The sequence below is a fragment of the Sphingobium sp. HWE2-09 genome, from assembly GCF_035989265.1.
GTDB lineage: Bacteria > Pseudomonadota > Alphaproteobacteria > Sphingomonadales > Sphingomonadaceae > Sphingobium.
The window spans coordinates 2,475,469-2,494,693 of sequence record NZ_JAYKZX010000003.1 but is presented as its reverse complement, the minus strand read 5'-3'; the positions used below and the strand labels follow the sequence as shown (position 1 = coordinate 2,494,693).

Annotated in this window: 21 protein-coding genes and 1 pseudogene; 17 read left to right on the top strand and 5 right to left on the bottom strand. The window is 64.7% G+C overall.

Features of this window, described 5'->3' with window-relative positions; translation table 11 throughout:
* Positions 1 to 117: 117 nt before the first annotated feature.
* On the bottom strand, positions 118 to 1,023 hold the full coding sequence (locus U5A89_RS17635; protein ID WP_338162328.1) for an aldose 1-epimerase family protein: 906 nt from the start codon (positions 1,021 to 1,023) through the stop codon (positions 118 to 120).
* A 141-nt stretch (positions 1,024 to 1,164) separates the two neighbouring features.
* On the opposite strand from U5A89_RS17635, the gene U5A89_RS17630 reads away from it, so the two are divergent.
* The 3 genes from U5A89_RS17630 (at position 1,165) to U5A89_RS17620 (ending at position 2,973) form a co-directional block, all read left to right on the top strand.
* Positions 1,165 to 1,689, top strand: coding sequence for a hypothetical protein (locus tag U5A89_RS17630; protein WP_338162327.1), 525 nt, complete (start codon positions 1,165 to 1,167; stop codon positions 1,687 to 1,689).
* Positions 1,690 to 1,971: 282 nt separating this feature from the next.
* Complete coding sequence (locus U5A89_RS17625) at positions 1,972 to 2,394, top strand: SufE family protein (RefSeq protein WP_338162326.1); 423 nt, start codon at positions 1,972 to 1,974, stop codon at positions 2,392 to 2,394.
* Positions 2,395 to 2,481: 87 nt separating this feature from the next.
* Positions 2,482 to 2,973: a hypothetical protein gene (locus U5A89_RS17620; RefSeq protein ID WP_338162325.1), complete on the top strand. Its 492-nt coding sequence runs from the start codon at positions 2,482 to 2,484 to the stop codon at positions 2,971 to 2,973.
* A 253-nt stretch (positions 2,974 to 3,226) separates the two neighbouring features.
* Here U5A89_RS17620 and ggt read toward each other — a convergent pair whose 3' ends face one another.
* Entirely contained in the window at positions 3,227 to 4,930 is a 1,704-nt protein-coding gene (gene ggt / locus U5A89_RS17615; protein ID WP_338162324.1) for a gamma-glutamyltransferase, read from the bottom strand.
* Between the two features lie 151 nt (positions 4,931 to 5,081).
* Between ggt and U5A89_RS17610 the strand changes: the two genes are divergently transcribed.
* On the top strand, positions 5,082 to 5,393 hold the full coding sequence (locus U5A89_RS17610; RefSeq protein WP_338162323.1) for a hypothetical protein: 312 nt from the start codon (positions 5,082 to 5,084) through the stop codon (positions 5,391 to 5,393).
* Between the two features lie 50 nt (positions 5,394 to 5,443).
* On the opposite strand, the gene U5A89_RS17605 is transcribed toward U5A89_RS17610, so the two are convergent.
* Positions 5,444 to 6,496: a quinone-dependent dihydroorotate dehydrogenase gene (locus U5A89_RS17605; RefSeq protein ID WP_338162322.1), complete on the bottom strand. Its 1,053-nt coding sequence runs from the start codon at positions 6,494 to 6,496 to the stop codon at positions 5,444 to 5,446.
* A 363-nt stretch (positions 6,497 to 6,859) separates the two neighbouring features.
* Here U5A89_RS17605 and U5A89_RS17600 point away from each other — a divergent pair.
* The 12 genes and pseudogenes from U5A89_RS17600 to U5A89_RS17545 all read left to right on the top strand — a co-directional run bounded on the left by U5A89_RS17600 (position 6,860) and on the right by U5A89_RS17545 (position 15,821).
* Positions 6,860 to 7,800 (top strand): annotated as a pseudogene (locus tag U5A89_RS17600) (helix-turn-helix domain-containing protein).
* A 224-nt stretch (positions 7,801 to 8,024) separates the two neighbouring features.
* Complete coding sequence (locus U5A89_RS17595; protein ID WP_338162321.1) at positions 8,025 to 8,435, top strand: RrF2 family transcriptional regulator; 411 nt, start codon at positions 8,025 to 8,027, stop codon at positions 8,433 to 8,435.
* A complete protein-coding gene (gene sufB, locus U5A89_RS17590) occupies positions 8,432 to 9,916 on the top strand; it encodes a Fe-S cluster assembly protein SufB (RefSeq protein WP_338162320.1) in 1,485 nt (494 codons plus the stop codon). The genes U5A89_RS17595 and sufB overlap by 4 nt, the downstream gene beginning before the upstream one ends.
* Positions 9,913 to 10,401 carry an endonuclease domain-containing protein gene (locus U5A89_RS17585; RefSeq protein WP_338162319.1) on the top strand — a complete coding sequence of 163 codons (489 nt, stop codon included), beginning with the start codon at positions 9,913 to 9,915 and terminating at the stop codon, positions 10,399 to 10,401. The genes sufB and U5A89_RS17585 overlap by 4 nt, the downstream gene beginning before the upstream one ends.
* Positions 10,398 to 10,853: a hypothetical protein gene (locus U5A89_RS17580; RefSeq protein WP_338162318.1), complete on the top strand. Its 456-nt coding sequence runs from the start codon at positions 10,398 to 10,400 to the stop codon at positions 10,851 to 10,853. The genes U5A89_RS17585 and U5A89_RS17580 overlap by 4 nt, the downstream gene beginning before the upstream one ends.
* A gap of 3 nt (positions 10,854 to 10,856) precedes the next feature.
* Positions 10,857 to 11,603, top strand: coding sequence for a Fe-S cluster assembly ATPase SufC (gene sufC / locus U5A89_RS17575; protein WP_338162317.1), 747 nt, complete (start codon positions 10,857 to 10,859; stop codon positions 11,601 to 11,603).
* A 97-nt stretch (positions 11,604 to 11,700) separates the two neighbouring features.
* The gene (locus U5A89_RS17570) at positions 11,701 to 12,453 is read left to right on the top strand and encodes a SufD family Fe-S cluster assembly protein (protein WP_338162316.1); all 753 of its coding nucleotides are present in this window, start codon (positions 11,701 to 11,703) and stop codon (positions 12,451 to 12,453) included.
* An 89-nt stretch (positions 12,454 to 12,542) separates the two neighbouring features.
* On the top strand, positions 12,543 to 13,727 hold the full coding sequence (locus tag U5A89_RS17565) for a cysteine desulfurase (protein ID WP_338163098.1): 1,185 nt from the start codon (positions 12,543 to 12,545) through the stop codon (positions 13,725 to 13,727).
* Positions 13,724 to 14,188 carry an SUF system Fe-S cluster assembly protein gene (locus U5A89_RS17560; protein ID WP_338162315.1) on the top strand — a complete coding sequence of 155 codons (465 nt, stop codon included), beginning with the start codon at positions 13,724 to 13,726 and terminating at the stop codon, positions 14,186 to 14,188. The genes U5A89_RS17565 and U5A89_RS17560 overlap by 4 nt, the downstream gene beginning before the upstream one ends.
* Before the next feature lie 134 nt (positions 14,189 to 14,322).
* A complete protein-coding gene (locus tag U5A89_RS17555) occupies positions 14,323 to 14,685 on the top strand; it encodes a HesB/IscA family protein (protein ID WP_338162314.1) in 363 nt (120 codons plus the stop codon).
* A 109-nt stretch (positions 14,686 to 14,794) separates the two neighbouring features.
* The gene (locus U5A89_RS17550) at positions 14,795 to 15,592 is read left to right on the top strand and encodes a Rossmann-fold NAD(P)-binding domain-containing protein (protein WP_338162313.1); all 798 of its coding nucleotides are present in this window, start codon (positions 14,795 to 14,797) and stop codon (positions 15,590 to 15,592) included.
* 76 nt (positions 15,593 to 15,668) lie between these two features.
* On the top strand, positions 15,669 to 15,821 hold the full coding sequence (locus tag U5A89_RS17545) for a hypothetical protein (protein ID WP_338162312.1): 153 nt from the start codon (positions 15,669 to 15,671) through the stop codon (positions 15,819 to 15,821).
* A gap of 131 nt (positions 15,822 to 15,952) precedes the next feature.
* Here the strand turns inward: U5A89_RS17545 and U5A89_RS17540 are convergent, their stop codons facing one another.
* Both U5A89_RS17540 and U5A89_RS17535 read right to left on the bottom strand, forming a co-directional pair.
* Positions 15,953 to 16,864 (bottom strand): DMT family transporter, encoded by a 912-nt coding sequence (locus tag U5A89_RS17540; protein ID WP_338162311.1) that lies wholly within the window; start codon positions 16,862 to 16,864, stop codon positions 15,953 to 15,955.
* On the bottom strand, positions 16,857 to 17,876 hold the full coding sequence (locus U5A89_RS17535) for a threonine aldolase family protein (protein WP_338162310.1): 1,020 nt from the start codon (positions 17,874 to 17,876) through the stop codon (positions 16,857 to 16,859). The genes U5A89_RS17540 and U5A89_RS17535 overlap by 8 nt, the downstream gene beginning before the upstream one ends.
* Before the next feature lie 156 nt (positions 17,877 to 18,032).
* On the opposite strand from U5A89_RS17535, the gene U5A89_RS17530 reads away from it, so the two are divergent.
* Positions 18,033 to 19,121 carry a branched-chain amino acid aminotransferase gene (locus U5A89_RS17530; RefSeq protein WP_338162309.1) on the top strand — a complete coding sequence of 363 codons (1,089 nt, stop codon included), beginning with the start codon at positions 18,033 to 18,035 and terminating at the stop codon, positions 19,119 to 19,121.
* The last annotated feature ends 104 nt before the right edge of the window (positions 19,122 to 19,225 follow it).

Genomic DNA, 19,225 nt, shown 5'->3' with positions numbered 1-19,225 from the left:
AGTCATTCTGGTTCGTCATTCCCGCGCAGGCGGGAATCCATCTCCGGACCTTGCGTCAGGAGGTGGGGTTGGGAGGTAGGTTCCCGCCTACGCGGGAATGACAAGAAAAAATAGGGGTCAGTCTTGGGTCAGCGTCACGTCCATGCGGAAGGATCGGCTGTCGCCGGGCAGCAGGCACAAGATGCCCTGCTTGTCCCAGACATCGCCGGTAAAGCCCACAAGGTCGGCCATTCCGGCCCAGGGTTCGACGCACAGATAATGCGCGCCAGGTTTCTGCCAGAGGCCGAGCCAGGGGGTGTCGGGGAAATCGATCTTGAGGCGCGGTTGGCCGGGCACGCCCCAGGTGAGCGAGCGGCTATTGAGGTCGTCCCAGATCAGGGCGTCGCCTTCGAATAGCGCATAGGTGGGCGTGAGCGTGTCGCCGTCCACCGGGGAGGGGAAGGTTTCACGGGCGATGAGGCCGGGTTCGGCACCGACCTTGCGGATGGGCGCGGGTTCGGGCTGGTCGAAGATGATGCGGTGATCCTCGACCGCGCCGCCATAGGGGAGGGGCCAGGCGAAAGCGGGGTGATAGCCGAAGCTGAAGGGCATCGCGCTTTCGCCCCGATTGGTGACGGTGGCGGTCATGCGCAGGGTCGCGCCATCGACCGCGAAGGCCATGTCCAGGCGGAAGTCGAAGGGATAGATGGCGCGCGTCTCACCATCCGCCTCCAGCCGCAGCAGCAGCCGGTCGTCGCCCTGCTCCACTGCGGTGAAGGCGCTGCGGCGGGCGAAGCCATGTTGCGGCATCGGATAGTCGCGCCCGCCCAGCCGATAGACGTCGCTGCGCGACCGGCCGACGAAGGGGAAAAGCAGGGGCGCGTGGCCGGTCCACCAGCGCGGGTCGGCGTCCGTCATCAAATCGCGCCCGGCATCGTCCTTCAACGACAGGAGTTCCGCGCCCATGGGATCGATGCAGGCGGTGAGCGTGGGCGAGGCGATGGAGAAGCGGGCGTCGGCGGCGGGCGAATGGACGTCGGACAAGGTTGGAGGCCTCCAGCAGTGATGATGCACCGCATAACGCGGGAGCGCGGACCTGTCTCCACAGACGGCGTGCGGGGCGGTCGTTTCGGTTGGGAACCGACATCGTGGCTGGCTGGTTTGGCAGGTTCGGAGGACCATGACATGACATCGATACGTATCGCCCTTGCCCTGACGATCGGCCTGTGCGGGGTTGCGCACGCCCAGGCCCAGGCGACGCCGCAAGAGAAGCCCAGACAGGAAGAGGGCGACAAGCGGAAGGACGGCGCGCTGGACAAAGCGGGCACTATCGCCACCCAGCCCGCGCGCGATGTCGGCATCGACAAGCAGCAGATTCCGCCTGTGCTGCTCAAGGCCGTGGAAAATCCCTATGCGCCGCCGCCTTCGCGCAGTTGCGCCGGGTTGAAGGCGTCGCTCGGTGAGCTCAACGCCGTGCTGGGCGAGGATTTCACTGTGGGCGCGAAGGCCAATGAGGGGCGCACCGGCAAGATCGCCGAGGCGGTGGGCAAGACGGTCGTCAACTCGATCATCCCGTTCCGCGGGCTGGTGCGCGAGATCAGCGGCGCGGCCCCGGCCGAGCGGCGGCTGCAGGCGGCGGTGACCGCGGGGATTGCGCGGCGCGGCTATTTGCGCGGGCAGGCGGCGGCCAAGGGGTGCAGGATTGGGTGACGGAGTGATGATGCTATGTGCGTTGTCGTAGAGGGCGGGACTGGGTTCCCGCCTGCGCGGGAACACATTGGGAGGCGGAACGCAGGTTTGATTTCCGGCATTTGCCCGGCATGAGCTGGCAAGCGGGTGATGGCGCATCAAACACTGATCTGTTCCCGCGCAGGCGGGAACCCAGTTGAGACGTTAAGGCTTGATCCCTGTCCTCGCGGCGACACGCCGTATAAGGCGCGGCGTAGAGCGCGCTGTGCGAAACACGCTTTCGCCTTCCGCATTTGCCTTTATATGGCGGGCATGACCGACCTGCCCCAACTTGCCGATCTTCAGGAAGAGTATGAATTTCTGGATGCGGACGATCGTTATCGGCTGTTGATCGATCTGGGCCGTGGCCTGGAGCCGATGCCCGATGCGCTCAAGACTGATGCGACGCTGGTGCGGGGCTGTTCGGCGGCGGTGTGGGTCTATCCCACAGTGCTGGAAGACGGACGACTGCATTTCCTGGCCGACAGCAATGCCGCGATCACCAAGGGGATCATTGCGCTGGTGCTGTTGACCGTGCAGGATCGCGCGCCGACGGATATCAGCGCCGCCGATATCGAGGGGGCGCTGGCGCCGTTCGACCTCAAGAACCAGCTGAGTTCCAACCGGACCCAAGGCATTCCCAACATGATCGCGCTGATCCGGGATACGGCTGGCCGCTACACCTGACGCATTGAGCCTCGCGGCCCAAGGCAACCATATCGCCGGTCCGAACATTGTCCTTCCGTAACTTTAACGGAAAGGGGAGATGCGACGATGCGCGCCATCCTGATGATTGCAGCGGTTGCCACCATGGCGGCCTGTTCGGAAAAGCCCAAGGAAAACAGCCAGCGCGAAGAGATCGGGCAGGTGTGGAAATATGAAGGCGGGGACGGCGGAAAGGCCAAGGTCGCCTATATCGGCAGCGCCAACAGTGTTGCGACGATGACCGCGCCCGATACATTTTCGGTGCTGCTGGTGCAGCCGCTGGCCGAGGGCACGGCGGACGTGACGGTCAAGCTGGTGGGCGCGCCCTTCACCTGCGACCTGTCCGATTGCCGCGTCACCGCCACCACCGACGACGGCAAGCGCCATGCGTGGAAGGGGCGCGTGACCGATGCCAAGGACGGGATCACGATCGCGCCGTCGCAGGGCGCTTACAAGGCGATCAAGAGCGCCAAGAGCGTGAAGATTGACCTGGTGGTTGGGCCGAAGGACGCGACCGCGCCGTTCGACTTCAATGTCGCAGGGTTGGATTTGAAGGGGTGAAGCGTGAATCGGGACGTGCTCCCGCGCAGGCGGGAGCCTAGTTCCGGCGTTTCAATTGGGCGTTTGGATGGCCGCCTGGAGCGTCATGGGTCGGTTGTTGGCGATCATCGCGATGGCGGGGCTGGACCCCGGCCTACGCCGGGGAACGGCGTTTGATTGGGCACACCGTTGGCGGCGGTTGAGAGGGCGGGACTGGGTTCCCGCCCTCGCGGGAACACGGCGTGAGTATTTGCGCGTGCCACGTCGCTTGGGTTTATTCCTGCAACGACACGCCGGGGCTGCGCGGGTCGGCGGCGCCTTGCCAGTGGCCGTCGGGCAGTCGTTCGGCGGCATTGGCTTTGAGGCCCATGCGGTTCACGCTGACGCGGTGGCCGAGTTTTTCCAGCGGGGTCTTCATCGCTTCGAGCGATGTGCCCTGTTCCAGCACCAGGCCGTTGCCGTCGAAGAAGAGCAGGCCGTGGGCGATCGAATCCTGCGCGGACAGACCCCAGTCGAAATGGGCGATCAGCGCTTTGGCGACCTGCATGATGATGGTCTTGCCGCCTGCCGCGCCGACGGTGAAGATCGGCGTGCCCTGCGCGTCATAGACGACGGTGGGCGACATGGAGGAGAGGGGGCGCTTGCCCGGCTCCACGCGATTGGCGACGGGCGCGCCGTTCTTTTCGGGCGTGAAGCTGAAATCGGTGAGTTCGTTGTTCAGGATCACGCCGTTGGCGATCAGCTGGCTGCCGAAGAAGCTTTCGATGGTGGAGGTCCAGGCGGCGATGTCGCCATTGCGGTCGACCGCGACGAAATGGCTGGTGCCGCTTTCGGGCTGGGGGCGTGAGGCGGTGCGCGGCTGCGCGCCGGGGGGCGTGCCGGGTTTATAGGCGCTCAGCGTCTTGTTGACGCGGATGAGGGCCGAGCGCTGCTTGAGATAGGCAGGGTCGATCATGCCGGTGAGCGGCACGGCCACGAAGTCCGGGTCGCCGAGCCAGGTGTCGCGATCGGCATAGGCGAGCTGCATCGCTTCGCCGATGACATGCCAGCTGCGCGGATCGTCCTTGCCCCATAGGGCGAGCGGGAAGCGTTCGACCATGCCGAGGATTTCCAGCACGGTGACGCCGCCGGCCGAGGCCGGTCCCATGCCGCAGACAGTATAGATGCGATAATGTCCGCAGACGGGCTTGCGCGGTTTGGCCTGGTAAGCGGCGAGGTCCGCTTCCGTCATCGGCACCGGGTTTTTGGGCGCGGTGGTGACGGCGGCGCTCAGCAGCTTCGCGTTCTCGCCGGTGTAGAAGGCGTCCGGCCCCTCTGCCGCGATGCGTTTGAACAGGGCGGCGAGCGGCGGGTTTTTGAGGATCGTGCCGACCGGGGGCGGGGCGCCATTCACCCAGAAGAGCTTCTGGATCTCCGGGAAGTCCGCCCAGATATTCTGCGTCGCGCGCAGGGCGGTGGCGGTGCGTTCGCCCAGTTGGAAGCCGTCCTGCGCATAGCGGATGGCGGGGGCGAACAGATCGGCCCAGGGCAGCTTGCCCCATTTCTTGTGCGCGTCCCAGGCCATGCGCAGATTGCCCGGCACGCCGACCGAATAGCCGCCGGGCCAAGCGTCGCGGAAGGCGAGCGGCTTGCCGTCCGGGCCGATGAAGCGGTCGGGCCGCGCGGCGGCGGGGGCGGTTTCGCGGCCGTCGATCGATTCGAGCGCGCCGGTCGCGCCGTTATGATGCATCAGGAAGCCGCCGCCGCCGATGCCGCTATTATGCGGCTCGACCACGTTCAGGGTCAGCATCATCGCGATGGCGGCGTCGGTGGCGCTGCCGCCCTTGCGCAAGATTTCCTGCCCCGCCTGCGCCGCGCGCGGATCGGCGGCGGAGACGGTGGCGTTGGTCGATACTGGCACGCGGGCGATGGCGGCGGGCGAGGGCGCAAGGGCGAAAAGGGCGAACGGGGCCAGCAGGCCGACGAGGCGGGATGTCATGCCCCTATCCATAGGCCGGATGCGGCGCATCGCAAGATGTTCTCCCCATCCCGTCATGCGGGCAGAGCGCGGCATTTTTGATGTGTCGGGAAGGCGCGATGAAGCCAAATGGGCGCGGCGGCGTTATCCCTCCATCTTCAAGGAGACGATAATGGGACTTTTCAAACTGGCGGCCGCTGTCGCCCTGATGGTCGGCAGCCTGGGGCTGTCATCGACGGCAAGCGCGCAGCGTCATGACGATCATCGTGGTCGGATCGAACATAGCGATCGTCGCGGCGATGCGCGTCGCCCGGTGATCCGTCGGGACGACCGTCGCGATGGCCGCCGCTACAGCAATAATCGCCGGTATAATAATGATCGCCGTTACAGCAACAACCGCCGCTATGCCGGGCGGCGCGACGTGCGCGGTCGTCATTGCACGACGGTGTGGCGTAACAACCGGCACGTCCAGACCTGCCGTTGATGGAAAGCCGCCCCGGACATCGATCGGGGCGGTTTTGTTTTAAGATAGGGTCAGGCGTCGACGCCGATCAGGTCGGCGATGTTGGCAACGCCGTCGCGGGTCATCAGGGCTTTGAGGCCGCTATTGATGCGCCTCGCCAGATAGGGCCCTTCATAGACCAGGGCGCTGTAGAGCTGGATCAGCGAAGCGCCCGCACGGATGCGGGCATAGGCCTGATCCGCGTTCGCGATGCCGCCGACACCAATGAGCGGCAGGCGCGGCCCAAGCAGGCGGCGGAAATCTCGGAGCCGGTCGAGCGACAGATCGGTCAGCGGCGCGCCGGACAGGCCGCCCATTTCCCCGGCATGGACCGATCGCAGCGCGGGACGGGTGATCGTCGTGTTGGACACGATCAGCGCATCGATGCGGTGGTCGATGCAGGCGGCGGCGATATCTTCGACATCGGCGGGTTCCAGATCCGGGGCGACCTTCAGGAAGATCGGGGTCGCCTGCGTGCCGCGCGCGGCCATCACGGCGGACAACAGGTCGTCCAGCGCCGCCCGCCCTTGCAAAGCGCGCAGGCCCGGCGTGTTGGGGGAGGAGATGTTGACCGTCAGATAATCGGCCAGCGGGGCCATGCAGGTGACGCCGGTGACATAGTCGGCGATACCGCGGCCTGCGGCGGTCGCGTCCTTGTTCGCGCCGATATTGATGCCGATCAGCGGTCGTTGCCCGATGGGCCGACGATAGCGGGCGATGCGGTCCGCCGCCGCGCCCTGCCCGCCATTGTTGAAGCCGAACCGGTTGATGACGGCGCGGTCCTCCACGAGCCGAAACAGGCGGGGTTGCGGATTGCCCGGCTGGGCCAGCGGCGTCAGCGTGCCAAGCTCGGTGAAACCGAAGCCCAGGCCATGCATCTTGTGCGCGACGCGCCCTTCCTTGTCATAGCCTGCGGCCAGGCCGACGGGATTGGGGAAGTCCAGTCCGGCGACGCGCGTCGCCAGCATCGGGTCGGGCGGCAGCGGTGCGGGTGTCGGCATCATCCGCAGCGCGGCGATCGACAGATTATGGGCGCGTTCGGCATCCAGGGCGAACAGCAGGGGGCGGATAAGGCGGTAGGACATGGCGCTGCCTATGCCAGCGGACCAGGCATCCGTCGAGTTATCCATCTGGTTACTGTGACGTTGCGGCAACATATTCCCATCAACGTTATTTCATGACAAGAAACGTCATCATTGAGCGCCTTTGCGTGCAAAAAATGTCCGTTTCATCCAATAATCTTGCCCTGATTCGGGCGTAAAGCCGCATTGCGACCCGAAGGCTCGCAGGCTTTATGCCTATGAGACCTTTTACTGACCCGGCGGTGCAAACCGCCGGGTCATTTTTTTACGCATTTTGCCCGTAGGTGTCGAAAAAATTTACGATTTTTTATCCTGTCGCTTGCGCCGCCATCGCGTTGGCGCATAGTGATTGGCAGGGGTGAAAACATGGGGTCGCAGCACAGCGATAATGTTGCGCGCAGGGTCGCGCTGCCGGACGATCGCGGGCCGCTATCCTATGCGGTCGACGCGGCGCAGGGTCCGGTGCGGTTGCGCTATTTCGCGCCGCCCCCCATTTGCGTGACTATTTCGGGTCGCTCTATTATTTCACCGTGTCGGCGGATCACTATGCCGACGTCACCCGCGCCGACGTGCCGCAAATACGCATGATGCTGGACGGGGGCGGCCAGTATCATTTCCAGGATGGCGTGGTGATGGCGACGCCCGACGTCTGCCTGCTGGGACCGACCATGGGGGCGACGCGGTTCGAACTGGACCGGCCCGCGCGCGTGTTGGGGATTTCCCTGCTGCCCGCAGGCTGGCTGGCGCTGCATGGCGGCGACGCCAGCGCGCTGGCGGATCGGTTGTGCGATCTCGCCGTCGAGAAGGGGGCGGTCTATGCGCGGCTGCGCGAGGGGCTGCGCGCGTTGGGCGACGATAGCGATGCGATGGCGGCGCTGTGCTGGCAGGAATTGGGGCAGTTGGTGCGGCCGTTGCGTCCGGCGACCTGGGCGTTGCTGGCGGCGATCGACGCCTGGCTGATGGATGAAGGCACGCCCCGGATCGAGACGCTGGCCGAAGCCACCGACCTGTCGCCCCGCCAGCTCGCGCGGCTGGCGAACAAATATTATGGCGCGCCGCCCAAATTTTTGGCGCGCAAATATCGGGCGCTGCGCTGTTCGGCGCGGATCGCGCTGGATGGCACGGGCTGGCAGCAGCTGTGCGACGAAGGCGGCTTTTACGATCAGTCGCACTTCATCCGGGAGATCAAGCATTTCATCGGCCTGACTCCGCACCAGTTGCAGAACGAGCCGTCGGCGGTCGCGCAACTGACGTTGCTGCGCCGATCGCTGGGCGGCGATGTGGCGGTGCTCAATCGGCTGAGCTAGGCGTTCAGAGCAGCACTGCTGTCCGTTCGGGCTGAACCTGTTGAAGGGCTGCACGCCCGAAAGAAAGTGGGGGGCTTCGACAGGCTCAGCCCGAACGGATATAGGGGAAGCGGGTTAGTTTACGGCGTTCCGCAGCAAAAACGCCTTGATTATCCGCGCCCGCACGACCACATGCGCTCAATCGGATGGAATCGGTCCGATTTGAGAATGGTTCGCAATTTGATATGAAATTATCGAGCTTCGCCGATTATGCGGTCGTCATGATGTCCGCCGCCGCGCGTCATTGCGGGGCGGCGAAGATGAATGCGACCACGCTGAGCGCCGAAACCGGCATTCCGCTGCCCACCGCGCAGAAGCTGGTGAGTCGCTTGTCGGCGGCGGGGCTGCTCGAATCGAGCCGGGGCACTGGTGGTGGGGTGCGGCTGTCGCGCCCGCCTGCGATGATCACGCTGGCCGATGTGGTCGAGGCGGTCGAAGGGCCGATCGCCATGACCGCATGCAACGAACTGGGCGCGCATGATTGCAACCTGGAAACCGATTGCCGCATCCGCCCGCATATGAATGTGGCCAATGAAGCGATCCGATCCGCCCTGGCCGGCGTGACGATCGCCAGCCTGAGTAGAGAAATGGCATGACCGAACAAGCAACCACCGTTCGCAACCAGGAAGCGCAGGAGGCGGCCGATCGCGCCTCCACCTACGAACATGGCTGGTCGTCGGCGATCGAGCAGGATTTCGCGCCCAAGGGGCTGAACGAGGATACGGTCCGCTTCATTTCCGCCAAGAAGAAGGAGCCGCAATGGCTGCTCGATTGGCGGTTGAAGGCGTTTGCGATGTGGAAGACGATGACGCCGCCGGACTGGGCGAAGCTGAACGTCCCGCCGATCGATTATCAGGACGCCTATTATTACGCCGAGCCGAAGAAGAAGGTGGAGCTGGATTCGCTCGATGAGGTCGATCCGGAGATATTGGCGACGTACAAGAAGCTGGGCATCCCCATCGCAGAGCAGGAAGTGCTGGCCGGGGTGAAGGGATCGCGCCGGGTTGCGGTGGACGCGGTGTTCAATTCGGTCTCCGTCGCCACGACTTTTCGCAAGGAGTTGGAGGAGGCGGGGGTCATCTTCCGCTCGATCAGCGAAGCGGTGCGGGAGTATCCCGACCTGATCCGCAAGTGGCTGGGCAAGATCGTGCCGATGCACGACAATTATTTCGCGACGTTGAACTGCGCGGTCTTTTCGGACGGGACGTTCGTTTACATCCCCAAGGGCGTGCGCTGCCCGATGGAGTTGAGCACCTATTTCCGGATCAATGCGGAGAATACCGGGCAGTTCGAGCGGACGTTGATCGTCGCGGACGAAGGATCTTACGTCTCCTATCTGGAGGGCTGCACCGCGCCGATGCGCGACGAGAATCAGTTGCACGCCGCGGTGGTGGAACTGGTCGCGCTGGATGATGCGGAGATCAAATATTCGACCGTGCAGAACTGGTATCCCGGTGATGCGGAGGGCAAGGGCGGCATCTATAATTTCGTGACCAAGCGCGCGCTATGCCAGGGTCGCAACTCCAAGGTTTCTTGGACGCAGGTGGAAACCGGGTCCGCGATCACGTGGAAATATCCGTCCTGCGTGCTGAACGGCGAGAATAGCGTGGGCGAGTTTTACTCGGTCGCGCTGACCAACAATCGCCAGCAGGCCGACACCGGGACCAAGATGATCCATAACGGCAAGGGGTCGCGATCGACCATCGTGTCGAAGGGGATTTCGGCCGGGCGGTCGAACAACACCTATCGCGGGCTGGTGCGCGTGGCGCCGGGCGCGGAGGGGGTGCGCAACTTCACCCAGTGCGATTCGCTGCTGCTGGGCGACCAGTGCGGCGCGCATACTGTGCCGTACATTGAGGTGCGTAATCCCAGCGCGCAGATCGAGCATGAGGCGACGACGAGCAAGATCAGCGACGACCAGCTCTTCTATGCGATGCAGCGCGGGCTGGATGCGGAAAGCGCGGTGTCGCTGATCGTGAACGGGTTTGCGCGGGAGGTGTTGCAGCAGCTGCCGATGGAGTTTGCGGTCGAGGCGCAGAAGCTGCTGGGGATTTCGCTTGAAGGCAGTGTGGGGTGATCGACAAGGGGCAACCCATGGACTCCCCTCCCCTTCAGGGGAGGGGCCGGGGGTGGGGGCTGTCGGTGCGGCAGCTTTCTACAATGCGGGATCGCGCGCAAACGATGCGGCGTGATCCGACCGAGCCGGAGAAGCGGCTTTGGCGCGCGCTGTCGGGGTCTAAATTGGGTGGCTATAAATTTCGGCGACAGGCTGTCATTGGTTATGCCGTCGCTGATTTTCTCTGCTCGCAAAAAGCCGTCATCGTTGAAATCGACGGCGATACGCATGTGGATGGTTCGGATATCGAGCGTGATTGTCGGCTGAGCGAGCTGGGCTATCATGTCATCCGCTTCGGGAATGACGACGTGATCACGAATTTGGAAGGTGTCTGCGCGAGGTTGCTGGCTATTTTAGATGCCGCGCCAGATCGCTGGCACAGTCCCCACCCCAACCCCTCCCCTGAAGGGGAGGGGCTTCAGACAACAAGAGACTTTACCGAATGAGCGACGAAGACGATATTCAGGATGCCCTCGCGGATTTTGCGGAGGATGTCGGTAATGGCCAGTCATGGACCGCCGCGATCCGGATCCTGACCGAGGATTATGAGCTGGAAGAAGGCGAGCTGGAGCCGCGTGCGCGCGCCGATTTCGGCGACCTCGACGCCTATGAGGCGACCAGTCGCGAGGCGCTGCAAAAGGCCGACGCGGCGATGACCGAGAAGCTGCGCAAGGACAAGGCGTTTCACAAAGCGAAGGCGCCCAACCTGGCCCGCATGGGTCCGGTCAGCGAGTTCGTCGTGGCGTTGCTGGAAAAGGGCGCGCCGGAAGAGGGGGCCGACTGGTGGCCCTATATGCCGATCAAGCGGCATATCGACACGCTGTTCCCCGCGCCGGGCGATGTGCGCGACATGGCGTTCTGGACCGCGCGGACGCTCCAGCGCGCGCATGAAGGATAAGAGATGCTTAACATCGACCAACTGACCAACGACATTGACGGCAAGGCGATCCTGAAGGGATTGTCGCTGACCATCAACGCGGGCGAAATCCATGCGATCATGGGGCCGAACGGCGCAGGCAAATCGACGCTGGCCTATACGCTGGGCGGGCGGCCGGGTTATGATGTGACGGGCGGCAGCGCGACGTTCGACGGCGCGGACCTGTTCGACATGGAGCCGCATGCGCGGGCGGCGGCGGGGCTGTTTCTGGGCTTCCAATATCCGGTCGAGATTCCCGGCGTGTCCAACCTGCAATTTCTGCGCGAGAGCCTGAATGCGCAGAAGCGGGCGCGGGGCGAGAAGGAACTCAATGGCGGCGAGTTCATCCGCCTGGCCAAGGAAAAGGCCGGGCTGCTGGGCCTCGACATGGAAATGCTCAAGCGGCCGGTGAATGTCGGCTTTTCGGGTGGCGAGAAGAAGCGCGCGGAAATGGTGCAGATGGGGATTCTCGATCCCAAGCTGGCGATTTTGGACGAAACGGACAGCGGCCTGGACATCGACGCGCTCAAGATCGTGGGGGCTGGGATCAATGCGATCATGCGCCGTCCCGACAAGGCGGTGCTGCTGATCACCCATTATCAGCGGCTGCTCGATTATGTGAAGCCCGACTATGTGCATGTGCTGGCCGGGGGCCGGATCGTGAAGTCGGGTGGGCCGGAACTGGCGCTGGAACTGGAGCGTGAAGGTTATGCCGAGGTGGTCGCCGCATGAGCGCCGCAGGCATCATCCTGTCGCTCCGCGTCTCCGCGTCTCCGCGTGAGATGACTCTGTTCGCGCGGAGACGCGGCGACGCGGAGGGGTTGCGCCTGTGACCGCCCTTGCTTTGCCGACGCGCCGTCAGGAAGATTGGCGCTATAGCGATGTGGAGGCTGTCGCCACGATTTGGCCGCTGCCTGCGCCGACGCGGATCGATGTCGCGGAAGGCGATGCCGTGCGCCATCATCTGTTGCAGGATGCGGCTGAGGACGCGGCGGCGGTGCATGATTATGTCATCACCATCGCCGACGGGGCGCGGTGCGATTTTCATGTGCTCAATATCGGCGGCAAGCTGGGGCGGGTGACCTTTCATGTGACGTTGGGCAGTCGCGCGCATTTCGAATTGAATGGCGCGATATTGGGTGGCGGGGACCAGACGCTGGAGATCATCACGTCGGTGACGCATGCCAAGCCGGATTCGACCAGCGGGCAGACGATCCGGTCGATCCTGGGTGGCCGCGCGACCGGCAGTTATCTGGGCAGCATCAATGTCGCGCGCGATGCGCAGCGGACCGATGCGTTCCAGTCGGTCAAGGCGATGCTGCTGGACCGGACCGCGACGGCGAACGCCAAGCCGGAGCTGGAAATCTTCGCCGACGACGTGAAATGCGCGCATGGCGCGACGGTCGGCGAACTGGACAAGGCGGCATTGTTCTACATGGCGTCGCGGGGGATGGACCCGGCGACGGCGAAGACATTGCTGCTGCGATCCTTCGTCGCGGGCGTGTTCGATGATGTCGCGGATGAGGCGGTCAAGGATAGGCTGGAAGCGGCGGCGATCGCGAAGCTGGAGGCGTTGGTATGAGCGATGGTTTCAGCGAAGCTACCTCTGACGTTGCAGCGCGCGCTCCGCGCGCGACCCACCCCAACCCCTCCCTTGAAAGGGAGGGGCTAATAGGGGTCCGCCACGATTTCCCCGGTGTGGGCGACTGGCATTATCTCGACAGCGCCGCCACTGCGCAAAAGCCCAATGCCGTGATCGACGCGATCGCACGGGCCTATGGGCCGGATTATGCGACGGTGCATCGTGGCGTCTATGAACGCTCGGCGAATATGACGCTGGCCTATGAAGCGGCGCGGCGGAAGGTTGCGGGCTTTATCGGGGCCAAGTCGGACAGCGAGATCGTGTATGTCCGCGGCGCGACCGAGGGGATCAATCTGGTCGCGCAATGCTGGGCGGGGACGCAGTTGCAGGCGGGCGATCGCATCCTGCTGTCCACGCTGGAACATCATAGCAATATCGTGCCGTGGCAGATGGTGGCGGAGAAGGTCGGCGCGGCGATCGACGTCGTGCCGCTGACGGCCGATGGCAAGATCGACCTGGACGCGATGCGCGCGATGATTACGCCCCGGCATCGGATGGTGGCGCTGGCCCATGTGTCCAACGTGCTGGGCAGCGTGCTGGACGTGCGCCGCGCGGCCGATATCGCGCATATGGTGGGCGCGAAGATCCTGATCGACGGGTGCCAGGCGGTGCCGCGGCTGGCGGTCGATGTTCAGGCGATGGATTGCGACTTCTACGTCTTTTCCGCGCATAAGCTCTATGGCCCGACCGGCATCGGCGTGCTGTGGGGGCGGGCCGAACTGCTGGACGCGATGCCGCCCTATCAGGGGGGCGGGTCGATGATCGACAAGGTGACGTTCGAAAAGACGACCTACGCCCCTGCACCCACGCGGTTCGAGGCGGGGACGCCGCATATCACCGGCGTGGTCGGGCTTTCGGCGGCGATCGATTATGTGCAGGCGATCGGGCTGGACGCGATCCATGCGCATGAATGTGCGCTGGTGGGCAAGGCGCGGGCGGCGCTGGAGAATATCAACAGCGTCCGCGTCTTCGGGCCGGAGGATAGCGCGGGCATCCTGTCTTTCGAGGTCGAGGGGGTGCATCCGCATGATGTCGGCACCATATTGGATGAAACGGGCGTCGCGATCCGGGCCGGGCATCATTGCGCACAGCCGCTGATGCACCATCTGGGCGTCGAGGCGACCGCGCGGGCCAGTTTTGGACTATATAGCGACGAGAGCGATGTGGATGCGCTGGTAAAGGGCATCGCACGCGTGAGGAAGATTTTCGGATGACGCAGGAACGCAAGATCGTGGTGGAAGAAGTGGACGCGGTCGATGCGCCGCTCAAGGCGCGCGTCGAGGATGTGGCGGATGCCGCACCGCGCCAGCGCGACTATCTGGATGGGTTTCTGGCGCAGAAGCCGGTCGAAACGCCTGCGGGCGAACCGGGCGGCAATCTCTATGACGCCATCATCGATGCGCTCAAGGAGATTTACGACCCGGAAATTCCGGTCAACATCTATGATCTGGGCCTGATCTATGGCGTGGACGTCACCGATGACGGTCATGCCGTGATAACCATGACGCTGACCACGCCGCATTGCCCGGTCGCCGAATCGATGCCGGGCGAAATCGAACTGCGCGTGGGCGCGGTGCCGGGCGTGGGCGACGCGCAGGTGAACCTGGTCTGGGATCCGCCATGGGATCCTCAAAAGATGAGCGACGAGGCGAAGCTGGAACTGGGGATGCTTTAGTTTTCCCCTCCCTTCAGGGAGGGATTAAAGGGGTGGTGGCGAGCGAAGCGAGCCTCCGTCCGATCACATCAACCGTTGCCTGTGGCAACGGCCACCCCCGGCCCCTCCCTTCCAGGGAGGGGGAGGATATTGGAATGACCAACGTGCAGACCAAGACCCGCGCCCGCCCCGCCGCCGTCATCCTGACAGCGACGTCGCAGGCGCGCATTGCCGAATTGATGCGCCAAGCGCCGGAAGGGGCAATCGGCGTGAAGCTGTCGACGCCCAAGCGCGGCTGTTCGGGCCTGGCCTATTCGGTCGATTATGTGAGCGAAGAGGCGACGTTCGACGAGAAGATCGAGACGCCGGGCGGCGTCCTCTACATCGATGGCGCGTCGGTGCTCTATCTGATCGGATCGACCATGGACTGGGTGGAGGATGACTTCACCGCCGGGTTCGTGTTCGCCAATCCCAACGCCAAGGGCAGTTGCGGCTGCGGCGAGAGTTTCACGGTCTAGGACAGCCATGTTCCCGCGCAGGCGGGAACCCAGTCCTGACGTCTGAGCAGGGTTCCCGCCTGCGCGGGAACACCGTGGAAGGTGCGGGAACATGGTGAGAGGAAGCGGGATGCCGCATATGTTGATCCTCGGCATGGGCTATACCGCCTCCCGTCTGGCCGACCGCCTGCGCGGCGAAGGGTGGCGTGTTACCGGCGTTCGCCGCAACGCTGACGCCGATACGCTGGCCTTCGATGACGACAGCGCCGTCCGCGCGGCGATTGCCGGGGCAAGCCATATTCTGTCATCCGTCCCGCCCGAGGGCGAGGCTGATCCCGTCCTTCTCCGCTATGGCGCTGCCATCGCTGCCGCGCCTGCGCTGTGGAGCGGCTATCTGTCCTCGACCGGCGTCTATGGCGATGCGGCGGGGGCTTGGGTGGATGAAGCCAGTCCGACCGGGCAGGGGCGGCGGATGGCGCGAGCGGCTGCCGACGCCGACTGGGGCGCGTTGCGTAGCGACATGCGGCGCTTTCGTTTGCCCGGCATCTATGGGCCGTGGCGATCGGCGCTGGACCGGGTGCGGGAGGGGAAGGCGCATCGCATCGACTTGCCTGGCCAGATATTCAGCCGTGCGCATGTCGATGACATCGTCGCAGGCGTGATCGCGTCGATCCATGCGGGGCCGCCGGGCATCTATAATCTGTCCGATGATCTGCCCTGTGCGCAGAATGCCGTGATCGAGGCGGCGTGCGACCTGCTGGGGCGGGCCTGGCCGCGGATGCAGACCGTGGAGCAGGCGGCGCTGTCGGCGATGGCGCGGGGCTTTTATGCCGAGAACCGGCGGGTCGCCAATGGGCGGGCGAAGCGATTGCTGGGGTGGGCGCCGCGCTATCCGACCTATTGCGAAGGGCTGCGCGCCTGTCTGTGAGGCGGGGTGTCGCCTGGTTTACGCGTCGTTAACCGGATGGGGCGAAGAGGCGGTCATCACATTATAAGGATGATCCATGACCCGTATCGACACGCGGTTTGCTGCGCTCAGCCAGCGGATGGCCCATATGGCCGCGCCCGACCGCGCCGCCGCATCGGCGCCATCGATCGCCAGCCTGATCGACAAGGTGAATGTCGCCAAGCGGCGGTATCAACCGGGCGCGCGTTAATATCGCACTGCGTCGATAGCGTCTTCGGGGTGCGGCATTGGCGTTCCCCGGCGAAGGTCGAGGGCAAGTTCAACGCTCTGGACTGGACCCCGGCCTTCGCCGGGGAACAGAGAGCGTGGGTGCATTTTGATTCAAGCCGCCTTCGACCGCAGCGCGATGGCCATGCCGGCGATCGCCAGCAGCGCGCCGACGATAGCGAGCGCGCTCCAGCGATAGCCCTCCATCACCGTCGAGATCAGCATGGCGATGACCGGGATCAGCACGCTGGTATAGGCGGCGCGGCCTGCGCCCATGCGCTGGATCAGGGTGAAATAGAGCGGAAAGGTTACCACCGATCCGGCCAGGCCCAGCCAGGCGATGCCCGCGACATAGCCCCAGCGCAGGTCGAATTGCGGCGGGCCGACCGTTGCCAGGGCGAAGAGCGCATCCACGCCCGCGCCGATCAGCATGGCCCAGGCCAGCACCGCGATCATCGGCAGACGGCGGGCGATGTCCATGCCCTGCATGACGTTGGCGGCGGAGGCGCTCATGAGGCCGGCAAGGGCGAAGGCGGCGCCCAGCAGCACCATGTCGGGGCGGACCCCGGCGGTTTCCAATGGCGCGGCGTGATATTCGTGTAGCAGCATCAGGATGATGCCCGTCACCGCCACCGCCGACCCGCCGATGAAGGCGCGGCTGACAGGCTGGCGAAAGATCAACCAGGCGAGGATCGAATTGGGGATGAGCAGCATCGCATAGACGACCGCGACGACGCCGGAGGTCAGATAATGTTCGGCGCGATAGACGAAGTTGAAGTTCAGCACGAATTGCGCCGTGCCCAGTAGCGCGGCGTAGAGCAGGCCGTCGCGGCCGATCCGTAGCGATACGCCGCGCATCCGGGCGAAGGCGGCCATGGCGAGGCCGCCGAGCAGGAAGCGGTAGCAGACCGACCAGCTGGCCGGGACCGACCCGATCTGGTCGCGGATGACGATCCAGGTCGAACTCCAGATGAGGACGACTAGGAGGAAGGGCAGGACGATGCCGCCTGTCTTGTCCTTAGCCATGGTCGAGCACGCGCAGCGCTTCTGCCAGGGGTGCAACGCTGACTGCGTCCTGCGCCCAGTTGGTGACGAGCCGGGCCGCGCCATCGCCCCAGTCGTAGAAATCGAAACCTTGCGCACGCAGGGTCGCGGCTTCGTCCGCGCGCAGCCGCACGAACAGTTCGTTTGCCTGGACCGGATGCAGCAGTCGTCCGGCGGCGGCCTGCGCCAGCGCTTGGGCGGCGGCATTGGCTGCGCGGGCATTGGTCAGCCACAAGTCGCCGTCCAGCATCGCCAAAATCTGCGCGGCGAGATAGCGGCCCTTGGAGAAGAGATGACCCGAGCGCTTGCGCCAGCGTTGCGCTTCTGCCGCGCGGGCGGGGGCGGCGTCGCCGAAGAAAAGCAGCGCTTCGCCGATCATGCCGCCATTTTTGACGCAGCCGAAGGAAAGGGCGTCGATCCCGGCGCGCCAGGTGAGGTCGGCGGGCGCGCAGCCCAGATGCGCCACCGCATTGGCGAAGCGCGCGCCGTCCATGTGGAAGCCCAGGCCGTGGGCCTTGGCGAGGACGCCCAGCGCGGCGACCTCATCGGGGGTATAGACCAGCCCATATTCGGTCGCGTTGGTGATGCTGATCGCGCGGGCGGGCGCCTGATGCACGTCGGGGCGGATCGTCTTCAGGCGATCCGAGATGGTTTGCGGCGTCAGCTTCGCGCCGTCGCCCGGCAGCGGCATCAGGGTCGCGCCATGGGTGAAGAAGCCCGGCGCGCCGCATTCGTCGGCGACGATATGCGCCTCTTCATGGCAGAGTATGCCGCCATAGGGCGGGCAGAGCGTGGCGAGCGCGATGCTGTTCGCCGCCGTGCCGGTCGCGATCCACAGCGCGCTGACGGGCGTGTCGAACAGGGCGCTGAACGCGCCGTCCAGCCGCGCGCTCCACCGGTCGCCGTCATAGCCGTGATCGGCTTGATCGGCGGCGGCGATGGCGGCCATGACGGCGGGGCTGAGAGGGGTCGCGTTGTCGGAGAAGAAATGCATGGACTAGCGATACCCTTGGCGTCCGGCGGCGGGAAGAGGCCATCGTCGTGGCGCTGGCCCTTTTCGGCAAAGTAGGTCAGCATATATGACCCATTGTTTCGCTGCCCGCTCTGTGACATAGGCGGCTGCGTCCGAGCCAGAATAAGGAGACTCACCATGGCCGCCGAGCAGAAGTCGCGCTTCACCGTCACCCGTAACAGCCAGGCTGTGGCGGCGAACGATCGCGCGGTGCTGCTGGAAGATCCCGGCTTCGGCCGCATCTTCACCGACCATATGGTGACGATCCGCTATACCGAAGGGCAGGGGTGGCACAGCCACAAGGTGGAGGCGCGCGCGCCCTTTCAGCTCGATCCGGCCTGCGCGGTGCTGCATTATGCGCAGGAAATCTTCGAAGGGATGAAGGCGTACCGGTTGGAAGATGGCAGCATCGCCATGTTCCGTCCGGAGGAAAATGCCCGTCGCTTCGCGGAGTCGGCCGAACGGCTGGCGATGCCCGTCATCCCGCAGGATCTGTTCCTGGAAGCGATCGAGGAACTGGTGAAGATCGACGCGGACTGGATTCCGGGCGGCGAAGGCAGCCTGTATCTGCGCCCCTTCCTGTTCGCCAGCGAAGCGTTTCTGGGGGTCCGCCCGTCCAACGAATATATTTTCTGCGTCATCGCGTCTCCTGCCGGCGCCTATTTCAAGGGCGGCAAGAAGGCGGTGAGCCTGTGGGTGTCGGAACATTATACCCGCGCGGCGCGCGGCGGCACCGGCGCGGCCAAATGCGGCGGCAACTATGCCGCGAGCCTGGTCGCGCAGAAGGAAGCGATCGGCCATGGGTGCGACCAGGTCGTGTTTCTGGACGCGGCCGAAAATAAGTGGGTCGAAGAACTGGGCGGCATGAACATCTTCTTCGTGATGGATGATGGCGCCGTCATCACCCCGCCGCTGGGCACCATCCTGCCCGGCATCACCCGCAATTCGATCATTACGCTGGCCCGCGCCAAGGGGCATGACGTGCGCGAGGAGCCATACAGCTTTGCCCAGTGGCGCGACGATGCGGCCAGCGGGCGACTGCGCGAAGCCTTCGCCTGCGGCACGGCGGCGGTCGTCACCGCGATCGGCACGGTCAAGAGCGCGACCGGCGACTTCACCATCGGCAATGGCGATGGCGGTTTGGTGACGGAGACGCTGCGGGCTGAGTTGACGGGCATCCAGCGCGGCGTGGTGGCCGATCCGGCGGGCTGGGTTCGGACTGTGTGATGTTTATAGGGCTGTGTACTCCCGCGAAGGCGGGAGTCCAGTTCAGACGCTGGAACTAGGCTGAAACGAGGCGAGTGACTCGTTTCAGCGCCTTCGCGGGAGTA

Bases quoted from the DNA above. Each gene is read 5' to 3' on its own strand.
- U5A89_RS17630 (WP_338162327.1), top strand. From the start codon at position 1,165: ATGACATCGATACGTATCGCCCTTGCCCTGACGATCGGCCTGTGCGGG.
- U5A89_RS17555 (WP_338162314.1), top strand. From the start codon at position 14,323: ATGACCAACGTGCAGACCAAGACCCGCGCCCGCCCCGCCGCCGTCATC.
- U5A89_RS17605 (WP_338162322.1), bottom strand. From the start codon at position 6,496: ATGTCCTACCGCCTTATCCGCCCCCTGCTGTTCGCCCTGGATGCCGAA.
- U5A89_RS17625 (WP_338162326.1), top strand. From the start codon at position 1,972: ATGGCGGGCATGACCGACCTGCCCCAACTTGCCGATCTTCAGGAAGAG.
- U5A89_RS17530 (WP_338162309.1), top strand. From the start codon at position 18,033: ATGGCCGCCGAGCAGAAGTCGCGCTTCACCGTCACCCGTAACAGCCAG.
- U5A89_RS17560 (WP_338162315.1), top strand. From the start codon at position 13,724: ATGACGCAGGAACGCAAGATCGTGGTGGAAGAAGTGGACGCGGTCGAT.
- U5A89_RS17535 (WP_338162310.1), bottom strand. From the start codon at position 17,876: ATGCATTTCTTCTCCGACAACGCGACCCCTCTCAGCCCCGCCGTCATG.
- U5A89_RS17545 (WP_338162312.1), top strand. From the start codon at position 15,669: ATGACCCGTATCGACACGCGGTTTGCTGCGCTCAGCCAGCGGATGGCC.
- sufB (WP_338162320.1), top strand. From the start codon at position 8,432: ATGACCGAACAAGCAACCACCGTTCGCAACCAGGAAGCGCAGGAGGCG.
- U5A89_RS17595 (WP_338162321.1), top strand. From the start codon at position 8,025: ATGAAATTATCGAGCTTCGCCGATTATGCGGTCGTCATGATGTCCGCC.
- U5A89_RS17610 (WP_338162323.1), top strand. From the start codon at position 5,082: ATGGGACTTTTCAAACTGGCGGCCGCTGTCGCCCTGATGGTCGGCAGC.
- U5A89_RS17550 (WP_338162313.1), top strand. From the start codon at position 14,795: ATGCCGCATATGTTGATCCTCGGCATGGGCTATACCGCCTCCCGTCTG.
- U5A89_RS17580 (WP_338162318.1), top strand. From the start codon at position 10,398: ATGAGCGACGAAGACGATATTCAGGATGCCCTCGCGGATTTTGCGGAG.
- sufC (WP_338162317.1), top strand. From the start codon at position 10,857: ATGCTTAACATCGACCAACTGACCAACGACATTGACGGCAAGGCGATC.
- U5A89_RS17620 (WP_338162325.1), top strand. From the start codon at position 2,482: ATGCGCGCCATCCTGATGATTGCAGCGGTTGCCACCATGGCGGCCTGT.
- U5A89_RS17540 (WP_338162311.1), bottom strand. From the start codon at position 16,864: ATGGCTAAGGACAAGACAGGCGGCATCGTCCTGCCCTTCCTCCTAGTC.
- ggt (WP_338162324.1), bottom strand. From the start codon at position 4,930: ATGACATCCCGCCTCGTCGGCCTGCTGGCCCCGTTCGCCCTTTTCGCC.